Below are 18524 nucleotides of genomic sequence, written 5' to 3' on the forward strand. Positions count from 1 at the left end.
TATGAAAATTTGCATTGTTGGAGCAGGCGCGATCGGGGGATTTCTCGGAGCCAAACTAGCGATCGCGGGCGAACAAGTCACATTAATCGCTCGCGGAAACCATCTCAAAGCGATTCAACAACACGGCTTAAAGTTGATCATGGCAGATGGTTCGATTCAGGTTGCAACTCCGACGCTGGCAACGGATGATTTTGATGTAGTAGAGCCGCAAGATGTGGTGATTCTTGCATTAAAAGCGCAGAGTGTTCCAGCGATCGCACCCCTACTTCCGAAGCTGTACCACTCAGAAACAATGGTGATGACGGCTCAGAATGGCATTCCTTGGTGGTACTTTCGCAAACAGGGCGGAGCTTACGAAGGGACTTGCATTCAAGCGGTTGATCCAGAGGGAATTGTCGAAGCGAATATTGGAGCCGATCGCGTAATTGGAACGGTCGTTTATCCAGCAGCGGAGATTGTTCAACCCGGTGTGATTCAACAGATCGAAGGCGATCGCTTTACGCTTGGAGAAATCGATGGCAGTAAGAGCGATCGGTTACAGTCTCTCGCTCAAGTGCTCAAGCAAGCCGGATTCAAAGCCCCGATTCGGACTCAGATTCGCACTGAGATTTGGGTCAAGCTTTGGGGAAATTTGGCATTCAATCCGATTAGTGCATTAACTCGTGCAACATTAGTCGAGATTTGTCAAAATCCACTAACCCGCGATTTAGCTCGTCAAATGATGCTCGAAGCTCAAGCGATCGCACATCATCTCGGAATTGAATTTGGCATTACGCTAGAACAGCGAATTGATGGAGCAGAAAAGGTTGGCGCTCACAAAACTTCGATGTTGCAGGACATTGAAGCGGGTCGATCGACAGAAGTAGATGCGATCGTCGGATCAGTGGCGGAATTGGGACGATTAACACAGATTCCCACTCCACATATTGATGCGATTTATGCTGCGACGAAGTTACTAGAGCAAACCTTAGAGGGTGTTTGAAAAGTATAAAAAGCGGCTTTGCTGCGTTGCCAGTCCGCCCGGAAATAAATCTCCGGGCTAATGGAGGAAACCCCGCTGAAGCGGGCTGGGAGCGCAATTCGGAGTTCTTAGCCCAGTTTAGTGGGCTTCCCCTGATTAGCCCGGAGATTCATTTCCGGGCGGGTGAATGCGATAAACGATTACTTCTCAAACACCCTCTTAGCAAAGACAAGCTGAGACAGAATCAATCAGCGATCGCGGATCAAACGGTTTCGTTAAATGATTGGCGAATCCAGCTTGACGCGATCTCGTTTGATTCAGTTCACCTGCATACGCTGTAAGAGCAATCACAGGAAAGTTCTTCCCTTGAGAGCGAATTTGCTTTAACAATTCATAGCCATCACAATCGGGCATCCCAATATCGCTGACTAACAGATCAATGGTTTTAGCTTTGAGAATTTGCAGAACCTCGATCGCGGATGCGGCACAAGTTACGATCGCGCCTTCTTGTTCCAAAATGAACTGGACTAGCTCACGCGCATCTTTCTCATCATCGACGACTAGAATCTGCTTGTCTTTGAGCGAGATAGATTGTTCAGGAAGACCAATCAAGGGGGCTACTGTTTGAGCCGATTGATTCAAAGGGAATCGAACCGTAAAAGTTGCGCCTTGTCCTTCTCCAGAACTATCTGCGGTGATTGTACCGCCATGTAACTCGACCAATTGACGAGCGATCGCTAAACCTAATCCCAATCCACCAAACTGCCGAGTCGTAGAAGAATCCGCTTGCTGAAATCGCTCAAATACCTGTGGCAGAAATTCAGCGCGAATGCCTTTTCCAGTATCAATCACTTGAATCTGAGCATCATTCTCGATCGTGGTTAAACGAACAGTCACTCGTCCCTGATTGGGTGTGAACTTCACCGCATTCGTAAGCAAATTCCAAATGATTTGCTGTATTCGTCCAGCATCACCGATCACAGTTCCAATCGGCTCTAGTGTTGTCTCAATCTGAATTGATTTCGCTTCGGCTGCAAGTTGAACGGTGTCGATCGCAGAGTTGATCACAGTTTCTAAGTTCACCGGAGCCGCATCAAGTTTCAGCTTACCTCTGAGAATTCGCGACACATCTAGCAAATCGTCAATTAATTGCGTTTGCAGTTGAGCATTGCGCTCGATCGTACTAAAAGCGCTTTGCATTCGAGCCGCATCGAGTCTTCCAGTTTGCAAGAGTCGAATCCAACCGAGAATTGGATTCAGTGGTGTTCTCAGTTCGTGAGACAGCACAGCAAGAAATTCGTCTTTGATTCGATTCGCTTTTTCTGCTTCTTCGCGGGCAGCTTGTTCTCGCAATAAAAGCTGTTCACGTTCAGCTTCAGCGGCTTTTCGATCGTCAATATCCGTATGGGTTCCGAGCATTCTTAACGGTTGCCCTTCACTATCCCAAGCAACAATCTTGCCGAGTGAGAGAATCCATTTCCAATCGCCCGACTTGGTGCGCTGGCGAAATTCAACCCGGTAATCACTCGTTTTACCTGAAACGTAACTGATATAGACTTGACTCACTCTTTTCGCGTCATCGGGATGGAGTCGAGCGCGCCATGCCACATTCGTTTCTCGAAACGTTGCCGGATCGTAACCCAGCATTTGAGCATATTCGGGAGACACGATCGTATCTCCCGTTTGCACATTCAAGTCATACAAGCCTTGATTCGCAGCAACTAGCGCAAGCCGCAATCGTTCTTCATTTTCGCTCAGCTTGGATTCAGATTGCTTTCGGGTGGTAATCTCCTGTACGACTGCATTGATTCCAATAATTTCTCCTGTGGTATGTCTCAACGGAAACCAGTTTTCAAGCCAAGTCCGCGTCACTCCTGGTTGTGCAATCGTTTCACCGCTAATTTCCAGATTTAAGAGCGGCTCTCCAGTCTCTAACACATGACGAAAGAGCGGTTCTACGTTATCTGCCAAATCGGGGACAACCTCACGAACGGTTCGCCCGATGTGAGCCTCTACAGGCAATCCGTTAATTTCTGCAAGGTATTGATTCAGCCGAACAAAGCGCAAATCGGGATCTAATACAGCTAGTCCAATCGGAGCCGTATTGTAGATTGCTTTGATTTCCGCAACTTGTTGATTGAGAGTCGCTTCAGCAGTTTTACGATCGCTAATATCGCGAAAGAAAAGATTCAAGCCATCGCTCGACGGATACGCATGAATCTCCAACCACAGCGTTAAGGGTTCATACAGCACTTCAAAATGCACTGGAGTTTGAGTTGCAACCGCTTGCCGATAGTTCTGTTCCACAATCGTTCCTACCGACCAAGACCACATTTCCCAGTGTGTTTTACCAATCATTTCTTCAGGTGAAAGATTGTTCAATCTGGCTGTAGTTTGATTCACATAGGTAATCCGCCAATCTTGGTCAAGAGCAACAAAACAATCCGTGGTGCTTTCAAGAATATCGATCGCACGTTGAGCGACTTTGTTAATCTCAGCTTGTGCAACTTGTTTTTGCTGTAATTGTTCTTCAGCAAGTTGCCGCGCTCTCAAGTTTGCCAACGCTGCACCCAGAAACCCAGAAAGATTAGTCATGATTCGCTGATCTTCAGCATCAAAATGTCGATCGGGATCGTGTGTCACGAGCCAAATCGTTCCCAAGGGTTGCTGATCTGCATATAAGGGAATCAGTAACAGTTCAGCGATCGAAACATCGATCGGCTTGAGATAGTCGAAATAGCGTTCGGGATGGCAGTAGAGTTGAGGCTGTCGAGCTTGTAGCGTGGTTGCACAAGGATTATCAGCAGGAACAGTGTTGCCTTCGTACTGAGAGAGCGTTCCTGAGATTGCGATCCAGCGATAGCTCTGTTCATCTGCTTGAGAAGATTCTAGAAAGCTTACGCCAACTGTATCCGCCTGACAGAGATCGAGTGCCAGCGTCGTCAAAGTTTTGAGCAGCGATCGAGTATCTCCTGCCAGTTGTTGGGCAAGAATTTGCAGGGCACGATTCTCCGCCTCAAAATCGGGCTGTCTTACAGGACGCTGCGATAAGGCTTCAGTAATGCGAACCGTTGCTTCGGTGATTTCTGGCGAAGGCAGCACGTTGGTATTCTGGGTTAGAGAGGCGTATTTGAGACTAGATCAAAATAGGAAGAATTACCCTCTACCCTAAGAAATAACTTTGCGATCGATGGACAGTTCCATGAATAGGGACAGACCAAAGTATCTGCTTCAACAGTTCCAGCCGAGAGTTTTACACTGCGATGCGGATATCGATCAAGCCACGCCATCACCGCAGTATTGTCGCCGCGCCATAGGACTAAATCAGTATCGAACAATCGAATCGATCGAACAGTTCCGGCTTAAATCTCGCTCGATCGAGCAACCGGATACCAATCATTCAACAACACTGTATCAATCATGTTCATCCTAAGAGGGTGTTTGAAAAGCAATCGTTCATCGCATTTACCCGCCCGGAAATGAATCTCCGGGCTAATCGGGGGAAGCCCACTAAACTGGGCTAAAGAACTCCGTATGACGCTCTTAGCCCGCTTCAGCGGGGTTGCCTCCATTAGCCCGGAGATTCATTTCCGGGTGGACTCGCAACGCAGCAAAGCCGCCTTTTGTCCTTCTCAAACATCCTCTAAAAAGTAGCTGAGATTAAGCGTAGGACAATTACGTTCTACTACGATCGCACCCGCAAATTTATCATTGATAGAAATCTCCTGAAGTTGCCATTGTTGCGATCGCGCTTCAACCGGAATCTTTTTCAACTGTGTTCGATCGATCTCCACTTCCTTGAGTTTTGATAGTCCAGTTCCAGTTGCTTTTAGAAATGCTTCTTTGCACGTCCAATACTGAAAAAATAATTCTGGCTGTGCTTGAATCGTTCGAGCTTCCGAAGGTAGAAAAAATCGAGCGACTAACGCCTCTAATTGTTCAACCGCTCGAATGGGTTCAATATCGATTCCAATGGCTCGATCGAGACTCACCGCCAACAATGCTAAATGCTCTGAATGCGCCAAGTTGAACTGAATCGATGAGTCTTTCAAAAATGGCTTTCCATGTGTTCCATAGTCAAACTTTAGACTCGTTGGATCAGTGTTCAGGTACTTCGCAAGTTGCGATCGCAGAAATCCTCGCCCTGCAATAAATCGCCGCCGATGTTGCTCGAACTTAAATCGATTCGCTCTTGCTTGTTCATCTATCGATAAAAGCTCGATCGAGACTGCTATTGCATCTAAGTTCACTTGCCAAACGTGAACATCATTCGCGCCTAATTCTAATTTCTCTGGAGGGTGCTGCCAGTTCATGTCGCGGGAACTTGCGAAGGCGAAACTGCGGTTGATTGTTCGATTGTTGGCGGACGCAAGACCAGATAAATCAATGCTCCAAAGAATGGAATAAATGACAGAATCTTGAACACTTGCGAATCTTCTACTCCACGTCGTTTCATATCGTCCTGCAACAGAACTGGAAACAGCGCACACAACAAACAGAAATCCAAACTCATCACATGAATGAATCGGCTCGTTTGCCACTGTTGGACAAAGTTACTCCAATCGCCATTCGTTACGCCATAGATAAATAAACCGATTCCACCCAGCGCGATCGCGGCTCCCGTAATTCTCGAATCGAGCACTCTCAAAAACCAGTTCTTCTGTCCCGTAAAGGTTGGAGCAGGTTGACGAAAAATCAGATACGGCAACAGCGAAAATACTCCTACACCAAACGAAAACAGCGTAAAAAACCAAGCAGGAATTTTCTGCGATCGACCATCCAAAAACGTGATGCAAGCATAAGCCATCGGCAACACGCCCATGATGTTAAACAGCGCGACGATCAGCGGATTAATTCCTTCAACATTCAGCGTTGATAAATTCTTAATTAGCTCGAACGTCTCTGGTCGATCGGGTGGAGCCAGCGTAAACGCATACCCGACAAATCCAATCCAAACGAGTGCCAACAGAATTTTTTTGCTCATGATGTCGCGATAAACTGAAATCAATGGCTTTATTGTAATCGCGCAATGACTGAGGACAATCCACGATACGGCGTAATTCTGGTGACAGCAGCTTCCAAAATCGAGGCAGAAATGATTGCTCGATCGCTGGTCACTTCAAAGTTAGCAGCTTGCGTCACACTCTTTCCGATTCAGTCAATTTACACTTGGCAAGACCAACTTGAACAGTCCGAAGAATGGCAATTAATCATCAAATCCGACCTCGATCGCTTTCCTGATCTCGAAGCCAAAATCCGCGATCTCCATTCCTACGAAGTTCCCGAAATCATCGCGCTTCCAATCGTGGCAGGGTCGCAATCGTATCTCCATTGGATGTCTCAACAAGTCACGCCACAATGATCCGAACTGCCCTCGAATCCGACCTAAGCGCGATCGTTGAAATCTACAATCACGCGGTTGCCACAAAAATTATTACTGCTGATGTTGAACCTGTCACGGTCGAAAGCCGTTTAGCTTGGTTTCACAGTCATTCGGAACAGTACCCTCTCTGGGTATTAGAGCGCGAAGATCAGATCGCGGGATGGTTCGGCTTGCGAATGTTCTACGGACGAGCAGCTTATCGATCGACTGCCGAAATTAGCTTATATGTCTCTCCTCAGTTTCAACGGCAAGGAGTCGGACAAGCCTTGTTATCTCATGCGATCGAACAATGCCCGAAGCTCGAAATTCATACTTTACTTGCGATCGCGTTTGCGGAAAATGCGCCCAGTGTCGCTCTACTAAGAAAATTCGGATTCGAGCAATGGGGCTATTTGCCGCAGGTTGCGCGATCGTGGGATGTCGATCGAGATGTCATTATCTTGGGTCGCAAAGTTTGAATTACACGACCAAATGATGCTCCATTGCAAACCGCACCAGTTCGGCTCGATTGCTCGTTTCAGTTTTCCGCAGCAAACTACTAACGTGCTTCTCCACAGTGCGCGAACTGAGATGAAGTCGATCGCCAATTTGGTTATTTGACAATCCATCACTCAACAGCGCTAATACTTCTCTTTCGCGATCGGTAAAAGTAATCTTCAAATCCGAACCCGTTCTTTCCCGCTCGACCTCTGCCGTTTCAAAATCCTGCCTCGATCGCCAACTCGTTTCAATCATTTGACTGCGATCGAGTAAGTTCCGCACGACCGCGCCCAATTCAGGCAATTCAAACGGTTTCGCCAAATAAACATCACACCCAAGCTGATATCCCCGAACCCGATCGCCCGTATCTGTCCGCCCCGTCAAAAACACGATCGGCAACAATCGCAGTGCAGGTCTACGGCGGACTTGCCGCACCAACTCGTACCCATCCATCATCGGCATCGAAACATCCGTCACGATCAAATGCGGCTGATGCGTTTCGAGCAGCGCGATCGCATCTTTCCCATTTTCTGCTGACACCACGGAATATCCACAGCATTCCAGATAGTCGCTGATCGAGAGGCGAGTTCCTAAGTCATCTTCTGCGACGAGAATTGTGAGAGGCATGAAACACAGGGGAATGGCTATCTGCCAATTATCGACGGCATCGTGAAGATTAAAAATAATTTGTTAAGCGAGGCTCGGACGGTGAATGTGTTGAAGTTGAGCAGCCTTATCCATATCGTAGGGGATCGGGCAGCGCAATGGACGATAATCTCGATCGATCGGTGGACTGTGACGCAACACCGCATTGACCAAGACACAAGGCGAACCGCTGAAATTGATTGCACCGTGCGGCACTCCGGGCGGAATTTTGACCACTTGCGGCTGATCCTCGCTTAATGGAATGTATTGATACTTACGATTTTGTAATACTACTAACACAAAGCTTCCCCGCACGACGAGCAACTGATCAGTCTGAGTCCGATGCACAAACAAATCATCGATCGTGCCTGCGGGAAGATTTACCAAAATCGTTTCATGACTCGATTGCGGCGTGTAAAACTCTGCCATTCCGCCCTTGATCGATTCGAGTGGAAAAATTTCAACCTGTGTTTTTAAACCCATGACAGTTCTCCGTCACTTTTTTCCCACTGTAAGCGACAGAAAATTAATTTTTTGTACTTATCACGACAAAAGTGTGCCGTTTTGTGATAAAGCGAATTTTCTCAAAATGAATTTAATTGATACGGTTGACTTCTGACGACTAGCACACTAATACTATATATAGTACTATCGTACTAGAGAGATTCACTTGCCCCAGGAGCCGCGATGACAGAAGTGAAAACAGAAAGCCAATCTACTCGGATTACCCAGACTCAGCCGAGCATCAAACGGCAGACTACGAAGTTGGGCGCGGAGAAGTCGATCGCGAATCAGTCGATCGCTGATCCGACCCGCAGTGAATCGCTCGTTGAGTCTAACACCGATGCGCCCACCACAAAAAAACGCCGCACAACGAAAACTGAGAAAGCGCCCACCACAAAGCGCCAAGCGACGAACAAAACACCCAATCAATCCGCCTCTACGCGAGTCAAACTGACCTGGGAAGCCACTCCATCCATTGAAGCTGTTCTGACTCAATTTAACGAGCAATTGAATGCAACTTGGCAAGCGATCGACGAACTCAAAGTCACCGTCGAGAAAATGCAGGAACAAGACACAGCGCGATCGACCTCCACGAATGTGCGATTGCCGCTCGAACCTCCCCGTCCTGTTCAGACCGCAGTGAATCCACCGCAGCCCGCTATGCCCTCCCGTCCAACCACGAACAGTCCTGTAATGCGTTCTCGCCGTCGGAAATCGACTTACCCGATCGTGCAGCGATTGTTAAAACTGCCTGAGCAAAATTCCGCCCTTGTCATTGATGCTGCGCTCTGGATACTAGCTGCTGCTGGACTACGAGTGGGACTGAGCTATCTCGTAATTTTGATTCCAATCTTGAAATTCCCTGTGATTCTCTTGATGTTTGTTCCCGCCCTATTAGCGGCTTATGCGGCAGTGTTCATTCCGCAAGCGAATCGAGCAGGAATCTATCGATTGTTATTAATAACATTAGGACTGTTCGTAGGAGGCAAATTATGATTGAAAAACTCAACTCCAATCAGCTATTGGCGGGAGTTGCAGGAATTCTCGCGCTTGGTATTTTCTTTCAAGCGATGGGACTTCCCTCATTTGGTAGCAAAGAAGCCTCTTTAGAATGTCAGGGATCAGTGCGATCGCAACAATCGACTTCCAAAGAAGACATTGCCAAACTCATTCAAGTTGAAATTGGAAACTCAAAAGAAGCCGTTCGCAAACTATTGAAAGAGCCTTACTGTGTCCTGCCAAAAACTTCGCTGCGAACCGGAACACCGACCGATCGCGAAGTGTATCGCGTTGCTGCCGATGCGCTGGAGAAAGCCACTTCTCAAACCTATCTTGTCGTTTCGTATGAGAGCAATCAATACCAGGGCTATCGCTTCTGGATTCGCTAAATTCGGATTCATCTTATTGCTACTGTCTGGCTGTTCTTCTCCACAACACGCTGAGAACATCATGCCAGAACCTAAGCTCTATCAAGAATGGCAACTAAAACCTGGAGATGACATTGCTGGAGCAAAAGTCGTTGGAGGACTTGGAGATATCTCGATCGCGCTTGAGGGCAGAGCGGTTTATGCTCCATCAGACGGAACCGTTTATGCGGATAAACGAGGGTGTGTGTACTTCTCTGGTGCAGATACTCCCGGTTATCTCTTCCGCCTGTGTGGACTAGAAAAACCCAAGCTTGGAGCCTTAAGCGAAGGAGAAAAAATCGCGACCGGACGACTCCTGCAATTTGCCACGCTGCTCAAACAATCCAATAACAGTTGGGCACTGGTTGAACCCGATAAAAGCTTACTGCAACGTACCTTAAAGCCCCGATGAAAAAGATTGTTTCTCTGATGATGAGCGCGATCGTACTCTCGCTCAGTGGAGTTCGATCGGCACAAGCTCAAGGACTTTTGAACTTTAACCCGAACGCTTCCGCTGCTCAATCTGCACCAAAAGCGATCGACAATCCAACTCCGCCAACTGTGGACAAACCGATTCAGTCGCCCGCTGCCGTTCTATTTGAACCCGAATCTAATGAACAACTTGCTTCTGCTCCCGTTGTTTCCCGACCTTTAGTGAACAACGATCGCCCAAATAACGATCGTTTAGTCGCAATGGCTCCCGATGAATTATTCGACGGAGGTTCTGATTCCTTAGTTGCCAGAGCAGTCGGAAGTGCAGAAGGAACTCGCACCCCCGACGGTGGCAAAACTTGGGCGTACTATGGACACACTGATCCCGGTAATGGCGTGTGGAACATGGGTAGCTTCTCTTACCAACATGGAGCAAATTCGCCAGATGAAGCAGATCGTCGTCAATTGGCTCGTCTGCGTGGACAGTACGAAGCGATCGAACAATCGGCGCGATCGGTTGGATTGAGCTTGGGACTGGTAGAACAATTGAATGGAATTGATCTTGCGAATCAAGCACCATTAGCTGCACTAGATCAAGGCGGATATATCGATCGACTTCGAGAAGCTTACGCACAAGGATTAAGCGGGTCGGAAGCAGTGCTGCAAGCCCGGACTTATTCCTATATCAATCCACGCACGAATCAATGGGATGCTCCTGGACTTGGCAACAACTATTCCAGCATCAAACGAGATCAAGCGCGACGGCAAGATGCCATCTATGAAGCAATTCAGACCCATCAGCAAATTGCTCGATCGCCAAAACCATCCGATCAAGAAGGAATTCGAGTTAGTCGAAATAACAATTAATCTCGTAACGCTTAAACAAAACTATCAAGACATTAACGTTGCTCTGACTCCAATAGTAGAAAGCTGCTGCAAAATCTTGGTTGTAGTTTCGACAAACCGTGAGTCTTGGGATAAATCATTGCCAAACACTGCATTCAAGCTTAACAAAGGACGTAAATCAACCGGAGCGTTCTTTGCTCGATCGACAAGGACATCAGCTAACGGATCATCAATCCCGATCGCGTGTCCCTGATCATCCTGTCCCATCAGGCATCGGAACCAAGCCGCGATCGTAAGACACAGATAATCGATCGATCCGTCTTGGTCTAGCTTGTCGCGCAATGTACCCAGTATAAATTTGGGAGTCTTGGCAGAGCCATTAAAGCAGAGACGAGAAACGCGATCGCGAATGATCGGATTTTCAAATCGCTCGATCAGCGTTTTTTTGTACTCTGCTAGATTGATCCCTTCGACAGCTTGCAGGGTTGGGGTAACTTCTTCCATCAATGCCATCACTGCTTGTCGGCACTGAGGATCTGCCATCACTTCATGAACATAGGTATAGCCGAGTAGTGTCCCTAGATAGCCGATAAGCACGTGACTTGCATTCAGCAATCGAATTTTAATCAATTCATAAGGGTGAACATCGTTGGTGAATTGAACCCCGACTTTTTCTAAATCAGGTCTACCAGCAGAAAACTGATCTTCAATCACCCATTGGATAAAAGGTTCTGCGATGACTGGGAAATCGTCTTTGATTCCAAATTGAGTTGCTACTAAAGCGCGATCGCTTTCCGTTGTTGCGGGAGTAATGCGATCAACCATGCTATTCGGGAAAGCACCATAGTCTGAAAGCCATCGAGCAAGTGCTGGATCGTGGAGTTCTGCAAAAGCAGTTAACATCTTGCGGGTAATGTTGCCGTTACCTTGCAAGTTGTCGCAGGATTGAACGGTGAAAGGTGCAAGTCCTTGCTTCCGACGTTGATCGAGTGCTGCTGCTAAAAATCCATAGGTTCCGATCGGCTCCTCTGGATGCTGTAAGTCATGTTGAATCGTGGGGTGTTCGATTTCAATCTCGCCATTGCTTTCGTTGTAGTAATATCCGCCTTCCGTAATAGTCAGTGTGACGATATGACAGTCAGGAGAGGCTAGTGCTGCAATCACAGATTGGGGATCTTCGGGTGCAAATAAATAGCGATCGATGGCTCCAATAATTCGGGCGTGATCTGCATTGGGAGAGCGTTCGACTAAGGTATAAAGATTGTCCTGAGATAGTAGCGCGTCTCGCATCGAGCGGTCTTGCGGGAGTAGTCCAATTCCACAAATTCCCCAACGAAAATCAGACGTTTGATGAAGATAGTTATCCAGATATAACGCTTGATGCGATCGATGAAATCCCCCTACACCAATATGAACAAAGCCATTCTTGAGATGATTGCGATCGTACCGAGGAACTTGAACAACTTTGGATAGATCAGATAAAGCTAAATTGTTCAGCTTGATAGGTAGGTTTGGGGAAGTCATAGACCTGAAGGAGGATGTTTTTTGGAAACATCTCTATTATCAAGCAAATTATTGAACTCATCCCAGAGTAAATAATTGGTAATGCGATCGTAGTTTTTATTCAGCCTCGACTAAAATTCTTCCGTTGTATCCTGCTTCTTGGTAGCGCTTTAACACGTCTTGAATTGCAGTCTCTTGGAACGTTCCACTGCGATCGATTAACGCCACACAAGCCCCACCAAATCCCGCACCTGTCAACCGCGCTCCGAGTATCCCTGGAGTTTCTTGTAACATTGCAACTAAGTGATCTAACCCCGGAACAGATACCTCATAATCATCTCGTAGACTAGCATGGGACGCATTCATCAATTGTCCAAATTGCTGTGCAGACACACCACGATGCGCTTCTAAAACCCGATTATTCTCTGTAATCACATGACGCGCCCGTTCCTTTAAAGGACTGGGTAATTCTGCGATCGCATTAATATCTTCCACATCTCGCAAGGCAGTCACTCCAAGCAATCGGGCTGCTTCCTCACATTCTGAGCGACGTTGATTGTAGCCGCTGCCTGCTAAAGTGCGAGGAATTCCGCTATCAATCACGACAAAGCTAGATTCTTCTGGAAAAGGTAATAGTTCACGTTCAAGGGTGCGCGTATCTAGAAACAAAAGATGATTAGAGTCCGCTAAACTCGATGCCATCTGATCCATGATGCCGCATTGAACGTGAGCAAAATGGCGTTCGGCATACTGACCAAGTTGAGCAATTTGAACATCATCGAGATCGAGATTGAGTAGCGATCGCAATCCACGCAGCATTGCCACTTCTAGAGCGGCACTACTCGACAAGCCTGATCCAATTGGAACAGAAGAAGTTACAAATACATTGAGCGGAGGGATTTCGATGCTTTGTTCCTCCAATGCGCGAATACAGCCAAGAACATAGCTACCAAATCCTGACGGAATTGAATCACCAGGAGATAAACTGACTTGTTCGGATAGTTCTTGAGAATAAAAATGATGCTGGTGATTCGGGCTAAGTCCAAGTTCGATCGTAGTTTGCTGCGGAATTGCGGTCGGTAGCACAAACCCATCATTGTAATCGGTGTGTTCGCCGAGTAAATTTACTCGCCCAGGTGCACTCGCTTGAGTCGCAGGAGCAGCATTAAAAATCTGAGTAAAGCTTGTTGAAATTCCTGTCGTCATTGTTAAATTCGTTCTAGAGGAAGGGGGCGCTGTCGTCCGTTTACTTCGATGGTTTTCCAAGTTGAATCAAGCGTGAGATTTTCAAGGCGATCGTCTTCGTGGAGCAAAAAGGTATCCTCAATTTTAGCGCCAGATAAACTGGGATTCCATGCCATCGCCATGTTTGCTTGTAAGCGATCGTGCAATGCGGGCGTTACGATCGCTTCACGCGATAGATATCCAGTCGTGCCACCTTGGTGATGTTCTTGAATCGCTGCTGGATAGCCTTGATGTTCGTAAGCGCGTTGTAACGTCTGGTAGACCTGATTCAGAGGCGTTTGAACTCGGCATTGATCTAACGCAGCGGCTTCAATTTCTCGAACTTGACGATGTAATGTCGCTTCTGATTCTGTCAGTCGATCGAAGTAAACAAAACGAGTGAGGTTTGCATACAAACCAAACCCACGAGCACAAAAAACGAGCATCGCACACCGACCAATCTCAACTTGTTTCGGCAATGTGTGGCGATACTTAGGTAAGCGGTCTTGTCCAGCCGCCAAAGTTAACGCAGGTTGAAGTCCGCGAGTCCAGAGTGCAGCGGCTCCCGCTCCCGCAAGTTGAACTTCTGTCCAATCAGGACGAGCTTGAGATAGCACCTCAGTCATTGCTTCACTTGCAAGCCGTCCAACTTGACGATAGCGATCGATTTCACTCGATAAAAGCGTTTGTTTACGATCGAGTAACTGCTGAGGCAGTGAAGTTTCTGCCTGACCTTCATTCGGTGCGGGTCGATCGCTGATTACTTTTCCTTCTTGAGTCGCTTGTCGGACAAAGGATTCGCAATCTTCAGTCTTTGCCCAAGGATAGATCGCCCATTGATACGGAGAATCGATCGGGAGTTCTTCGTCCTGAAGTCGTTGAGCTTCGATTTCATCTGTAAGAATCCACGCACCATCTAAAGTGACCAGCACTTCAGCAACGCCTGTTTCGGCAGCCAGTAGCACCATGTTCGATCCGCCTGCTGTTGCCCAAGCAAACCAATCAATTCCCCGCAATCGCAAGCCAGCCGCATTCGTTTCGTGCAAGGCATCACGCATCCACTCTAGTTTTTGATCAATCTCTGCAATGCGTTGAGGGTTGGATGCTTGCTGAGTTCTAGATTGCATCGATGTGTTCATCGTCCTGAGTCCTAAACTGTCAGCTTATCTTCAACTTGCACGACAACCGCTTGGAGTTCTTTGGCTTTTTCTTCAGGTAGTGCATCATTTGCGAACATTCCTGCTGCTAGTTCTGTTCCTGCCAGATATTTGAGCCGTTCAGCGGTGCGGTAAGGTGGATAGAACTCAGCGTGAAGATGCCATTCTGGATGGGGTTGATCATCAATGGGAGCTTGATACCATGCCATTAGATAAGGAAACGATCGCTGCCACAAACCATCGAATTTCAGCGTTACCGTTTTCAGCGCTTTAGCAAGTCCTTGACGTTGAGCAGGTGTCAGATCAACAAACGTGGCAACTGGATCAATGGGAGCAACCCAAACTTCGTAAGGATAGCGGGCGCAAACCGGAACAAATGCGATCGCAGTTTCATCTTGATACAAAATCCGTTTTTGCTCTGTGATTTCTTGTTGAATTAAATCTTGCAATAGTCCCCGTTGATGCTGTTGATAGTATGTTTTCTGTTGTTCACCCATTCGAGCCGGAACAGGTGGAACAAACGGATAAGCATAAATTTGTCCATGCGGGTGATGCAAGGTAACACCCACTTCGACCCCTTTATTCTCGAACGGGAGAACATACTGGATCTGTGGAACTTCACCGAGAACGCGAGTACGATCGCTCCAGACTTGGATCAGTAATTCAAGATGCTCTAGTGTAAGTGATCCCAGCGATTCATTCGGATCTTGAGCAAATACAACCACTTCACAGGCTCCATTCGCTGGAAGTGTTTCAACAATTTCATGCGGTGCTGTCTTCGCGATCGGACTCATCGAAGGAAACCGATTCTCAAAGACAGCAACCTCATAGTTTCCTTGCGGTAGCTCGGTCGGAAACTCAGGATCACGAGTGGGCGCGAGCGGATTGTACTCTGGAGGCGGCATAAACGTTCGCCCTTGTCGATGGCTGGCATAGCAGACCCACTCGCCGCGTAACGGATGCCACCGCAGATAAGGACTTGCCTGAACTGGCTCATCACTGGGGCTAGGAGCAATGATATTGTCATCGATCGCATTTCGACTATAAAGCGTCAGTTTGCGCCCATCCGGTTTCAGCAGCGTTCGGGAATACATACTCTGATCCATCGACTGTTATTTCTCAAATTTACCGAACGGGAGTCGGTTGTGCCTCTCTCGATCGAGCATGACGTTTTTGATGCCACTGCCAAGCGTGATTCAAAATCGCGTGTAGATCCGCATATTGAGGCTGCCAGTTCAGCACTCGACGCGCTTTTTCACTACTGCCAACGAGAATCGGCGGATCACCCGGACGACGATCGCGTTCTACGACTTGAAACGGTTTGCCTGTGACTTGACGGGCTGTTTCAATCACTTCTCGCACTGAGAACCCGTTCCCATTGCCTAAGTTAAAGACATTGCGATCGCCGCCTTCAAGTAGATACTGCAATCCTAAGACGTGTGCTTGAGCAAGATCGCTCACGTGAATATAGTCTCGAATACAAGTTCCGTCCGGTGTTGGGTAGTCAGTGCCTAAGATTGAGATTGAATCTCTTTGTCCCAGAGCAGTGAGTAAAATCAGCGGAATCAGATGACTTTCAGGATGATGATCTTCGCCCAAACGTCCATCGGGATCTGCACCGGAAGCATTAAAGTAACGGAAAGAAACGGACTTGAGATGATAAGCAGCATCAAAATCTTGCAGAATCTTTTCCACCATCCACTTGGTTGTGGCATACGGACTAATCGGAGCTTGTGGATGATCTTCAGTGATCGGCACAAACTGAGGAACTCCGTAAAGCGCACAAGTAGAAGAGAAGACAAAATGCTCGATCGATGCAGCGACCATTGCCTCAAGTAGCGTTAATGTTCCAGCAACATTGTTTCGATAGTACTTAGCAGGATTGCTAACAGATTCTCCGACTTCAATGTTTGCTGCAAAGTGCATAACAGCCGCGATCGCATTTTTAGAAAAAATATCATCAAGTAAAGCGCGATCGTTGGTGTCTCCCACAATCAGCGGCACGTTCAAGGTTTGCTCGACAAACTCTCGATGCCCGTTGGATAAATTATCTAACACTACAACGCGATAGCCTGCTTGCTGCAAAGCTAAAACAGCATGGGAGCCAATGTAACCTGCTCCACCTGTGACTAGAATCGTTTGCTGAGATGACACAAGATGCTCCTCTGTTTAGGTTGAAGATAGTGATTTTCCGCCATTCTTTTGACTGATTGAAAAGTCCTGATCTGGCGCGATCGCTTTAGGAGCAACAGAGCGAATTTCTTCAGGATGCCAAGTCGGACGCTCAACGAGTTTCGCATAGGTCGCGAGTGCCTGAGCAACAACCTGATCCATGTTGTAGTACTTGTAAGTTGCTAACCGTCCGACGAAATGAACACCGGGAGTTGCATCTGCGATCGCTTTGTATTTCTTGTAGATTTCAGCGTTCTCAGGACGTGGGACTGGATAGTAAGGATCGCCTTCTGCTTGAGGTAGCTCGTAGACAATGCTGGTTTTTGAATGCTCTTGTCCGGTTAGATACTTAAACTCTGTGACGCGAGTGTAAGCGTGTTCGTTCGGATAGTTCACGACTGGAGCAGATTGGAACACAGTCTTATCATGCGTTTCATGCTTAAATTCCAGCGATCGATACGGCAATTTACCAAAGCGATAATCGAAGAACTCATCCACAGGTCCGGTGTAAACGATCTCGCGGTACGGGATCACTTTCTGAATTTCACGATAATCAACATTCAGCATCACCTTAATGTTCGGGTGCGCCAACATCTTCTCGAACATGCGAGTAAACCCATGCAGCGGCATTGCTTGATAGGTATCTGTGAAATAGCGATCGTCGCGATTGGTGCGGGTCGGAACTCGTGCTGTCACCGACTTATCTAGCTCAGACGGGTCCATTCCCCATTGTTTGCGCGTATAGTTGCGGAAGAATTTTTCATACAGTTCGCGACCCACTTTGCTTACTACAACATCTTCAGAGGTGCGAATATAGTCTTTTGGTTCAGCGACGGATGCAAAAAATTCTTCAACCTGAAACGATGTGAGGTTTAGCCCGTAAAGCTTGTTGATCGTATCCAAATTGATTGGAATCGGAACCTGCAAACCGTCCACACTTGCTAGAACCCGATGCTCATAAGGTCGCCAGGGCGTGAAGTTTGATAAGTAATCAAAGACATCGCGGGAATTGGTGTGGAAGATGTGAGGACCATAGCGGTGAACTAAGATTCCAGCATCGTTGTAATGATCGTAAGCATTGCCGCCAATGTGACTTCTGCGATCGCAGATCAGCACTTTTTTTCCAGCCTGACTTGCCAGCCGTTCTGCAATCACACTTCCTGCAAAGCCAGCACCCACAATCAAGTAATCAAACATTGAAAGTTCTCCAAGGTTCAAAATAACTACGTCAATCTGTTAAACCATGACTGTCTAGGACGAGTTGGGAGAAATAACTTCTGCTAACTTCGTACCTGTTCATTTATTGTTGCTACTTTATTCACTCAAACTGAGCGCATTGCCCTATATTTTCTGCTATCAGAAACAATATTCTAGTGCCGCAGCAGTATTGCAAGTAAGCATAGTGACACCATCGCTTTGTTACTTCTATCTAAAGAGATGGAATTAACGCACAGAACCATAAACCCGCTTAAGCGAGACGCTCTATGAAACTTTCAGCAACGGAAAAGAATACTATTTATAAATCAGATTTCCTCTACCATAAGAATGATTAATCTGAGCTAAAATATACGTAGGAGCGATTCTAAATCTCGAAAAAATCTGTCACTAAAAATACATTGCTTTCATTAGAAAAAACCTTTAGCCCTGAAATTAGCTAGATATTGTTTTTGAATTATCAGTATCAAAACAATCATCTCTAAAGAAATAAAAGTTCTATTGATAGTATTAATTTTCGTGTTAGCGTTTTACTTTGCTGATCCAACAGATTGAAGCACTGACCTCCCCCTCTCCGAATCCAAGGAGTCCTTTTC

19 protein-coding genes are annotated in these 18524 nt (G+C 47.0%); 7 read left to right on the forward strand and 12 right to left on the reverse strand.

What is annotated here, in order from left to right:
- Position 1 precedes the first annotated feature (1 nt).
- Positions 2-982: a 2-dehydropantoate 2-reductase gene (locus ACQ4M5_RS22755; protein ID WP_430677967.1), complete on the forward strand. Its 981-nt coding sequence runs from the start codon at positions 2-4 to the stop codon at positions 980-982.
- A gap of 198 nt (positions 983-1180) precedes the next feature.
- Here the strand turns inward: ACQ4M5_RS22755 and ACQ4M5_RS22760 are convergent, their stop codons facing one another.
- The 4 genes from ACQ4M5_RS22760 to ACQ4M5_RS22775 form a co-directional block, all read right to left on the reverse strand.
- Positions 1181-4063: a PAS domain-containing protein gene (locus ACQ4M5_RS22760; RefSeq protein WP_430677968.1), complete on the reverse strand. Its 2883-nt coding sequence runs from the start codon at positions 4061-4063 to the stop codon at positions 1181-1183.
- Between the two features lie 14 nt (positions 4064-4077).
- Positions 4078-4299: a Rieske 2Fe-2S domain-containing protein gene (locus ACQ4M5_RS22765; RefSeq protein ID WP_430677969.1), complete on the reverse strand. Its 222-nt coding sequence runs from the start codon at positions 4297-4299 to the stop codon at positions 4078-4080.
- 294 nt (positions 4300-4593) lie between these two features.
- A complete protein-coding gene (locus ACQ4M5_RS22770) occupies positions 4594-5274 on the reverse strand; it encodes a 4'-phosphopantetheinyl transferase family protein (protein WP_430677970.1) in 681 nt (226 codons plus the stop codon).
- Positions 5271-5945, reverse strand: coding sequence for a DUF2834 domain-containing protein (locus ACQ4M5_RS22775; protein ID WP_430677971.1), 675 nt, complete (start codon positions 5943-5945; stop codon positions 5271-5273). The genes ACQ4M5_RS22770 and ACQ4M5_RS22775 overlap by 4 nt, the downstream gene beginning before the upstream one ends.
- A 45-nt stretch (positions 5946-5990) precedes the next feature.
- On the opposite strand from ACQ4M5_RS22775, the gene cutA reads away from it, so the two are divergent.
- Together cutA and ACQ4M5_RS22785 are read left to right on the forward strand one after the other, a co-directional pair.
- Positions 5991-6323 (forward strand): divalent-cation tolerance protein CutA, encoded by a 333-nt coding sequence (cutA, locus tag ACQ4M5_RS22780; protein ID WP_430677972.1) that lies wholly within the window; start codon positions 5991-5993, stop codon positions 6321-6323.
- Entirely contained in the window at positions 6320-6802 is a 483-nt protein-coding gene (locus ACQ4M5_RS22785) for an N-acetyltransferase family protein (RefSeq protein ID WP_430677973.1), read from the forward strand. Before cutA ends, ACQ4M5_RS22785 begins: the two co-directional genes overlap by 4 nt.
- Before the next feature lies 1 nt (position 6803).
- Here the strand turns inward: ACQ4M5_RS22785 and ACQ4M5_RS22790 are convergent, their stop codons facing one another.
- Together ACQ4M5_RS22790 and ACQ4M5_RS22795 are read right to left on the reverse strand one after the other, a co-directional pair.
- Positions 6804-7451, reverse strand: a complete 648-nt coding sequence (locus ACQ4M5_RS22790; RefSeq protein WP_430677974.1) for a response regulator transcription factor — start codon at positions 7449-7451, stop codon at positions 6804-6806.
- Between the two features lie 63 nt (positions 7452-7514).
- Positions 7515-7952 (reverse strand): dTDP-4-dehydrorhamnose 3,5-epimerase, encoded by a 438-nt coding sequence (locus ACQ4M5_RS22795; protein WP_430677975.1) that lies wholly within the window; start codon positions 7950-7952, stop codon positions 7515-7517.
- A gap of 204 nt (positions 7953-8156) precedes the next feature.
- Here ACQ4M5_RS22795 and ACQ4M5_RS22800 point away from each other — a divergent pair, with 204 nt between their 5' ends.
- The 4 genes from ACQ4M5_RS22800 to ACQ4M5_RS22815 all read left to right on the forward strand — a co-directional run bounded on the left by ACQ4M5_RS22800 (position 8157) and on the right by ACQ4M5_RS22815 (position 10678).
- Entirely contained in the window at positions 8157-8969 is an 813-nt protein-coding gene (locus ACQ4M5_RS22800; RefSeq protein ID WP_430677976.1) for a hypothetical protein, read from the forward strand.
- Entirely contained in the window at positions 8966-9361 is a 396-nt protein-coding gene (locus tag ACQ4M5_RS22805; RefSeq protein ID WP_430677977.1) for a hypothetical protein, read from the forward strand. The genes ACQ4M5_RS22800 and ACQ4M5_RS22805 overlap by 4 nt, the downstream gene beginning before the upstream one ends.
- Before the next feature lie 61 nt (positions 9362-9422).
- A complete protein-coding gene (locus ACQ4M5_RS22810) occupies positions 9423-9791 on the forward strand; it encodes a hypothetical protein (RefSeq protein ID WP_430677978.1) in 369 nt (122 codons plus the stop codon).
- A complete protein-coding gene (locus tag ACQ4M5_RS22815) occupies positions 9788-10678 on the forward strand; it encodes a hypothetical protein (protein WP_430677979.1) in 891 nt (296 codons plus the stop codon). The genes ACQ4M5_RS22810 and ACQ4M5_RS22815 overlap by 4 nt, the downstream gene beginning before the upstream one ends.
- 24 nt (positions 10679-10702) lie before the next feature.
- Here the strand turns inward: ACQ4M5_RS22815 and ACQ4M5_RS22820 are convergent, their stop codons facing one another.
- From ACQ4M5_RS22820 to glf, 6 genes are all read right to left on the reverse strand, one after another.
- A complete protein-coding gene (locus ACQ4M5_RS22820; RefSeq protein ID WP_430677980.1) occupies positions 10703-12181 on the reverse strand; it encodes a mannitol dehydrogenase family protein in 1479 nt (492 codons plus the stop codon).
- 96 nt (positions 12182-12277) lie between these two features.
- Positions 12278-13366 carry a galactokinase gene (galK, locus tag ACQ4M5_RS22825; RefSeq protein WP_430677981.1) on the reverse strand — a complete coding sequence of 363 codons (1089 nt, stop codon included), beginning with the start codon at positions 13364-13366 and terminating at the stop codon, positions 12278-12280.
- A gap of 2 nt (positions 13367-13368) precedes the next feature.
- Positions 13369-14523: a M24 family metallopeptidase gene (locus ACQ4M5_RS22830; RefSeq protein WP_430677982.1), complete on the reverse strand. Its 1155-nt coding sequence runs from the start codon at positions 14521-14523 to the stop codon at positions 13369-13371.
- 11 nt (positions 14524-14534) lie between these two features.
- Entirely contained in the window at positions 14535-15635 is a 1101-nt protein-coding gene (galT, locus tag ACQ4M5_RS22835) for a galactose-1-phosphate uridylyltransferase (RefSeq protein WP_430677983.1), read from the reverse strand.
- Between the two features lie 31 nt (positions 15636-15666).
- Complete coding sequence (gene galE, locus ACQ4M5_RS22840) at positions 15667-16695, reverse strand: UDP-glucose 4-epimerase GalE (RefSeq protein WP_430677984.1); 1029 nt, start codon at positions 16693-16695, stop codon at positions 15667-15669.
- A 15-nt stretch (positions 16696-16710) separates the two neighbouring features.
- Complete coding sequence (glf, locus tag ACQ4M5_RS22845; protein WP_430677985.1) at positions 16711-17910, reverse strand: UDP-galactopyranose mutase; 1200 nt, start codon at positions 17908-17910, stop codon at positions 16711-16713.
- Positions 17911-18524: the final 614 nt, after the last annotated feature.

Source organism: Leptolyngbya sp. AN10 (genome assembly GCF_050565645.1).
GTDB lineage: Bacteria > Cyanobacteriota > Cyanobacteriia > Leptolyngbyales > Leptolyngbyaceae > Leptolyngbya.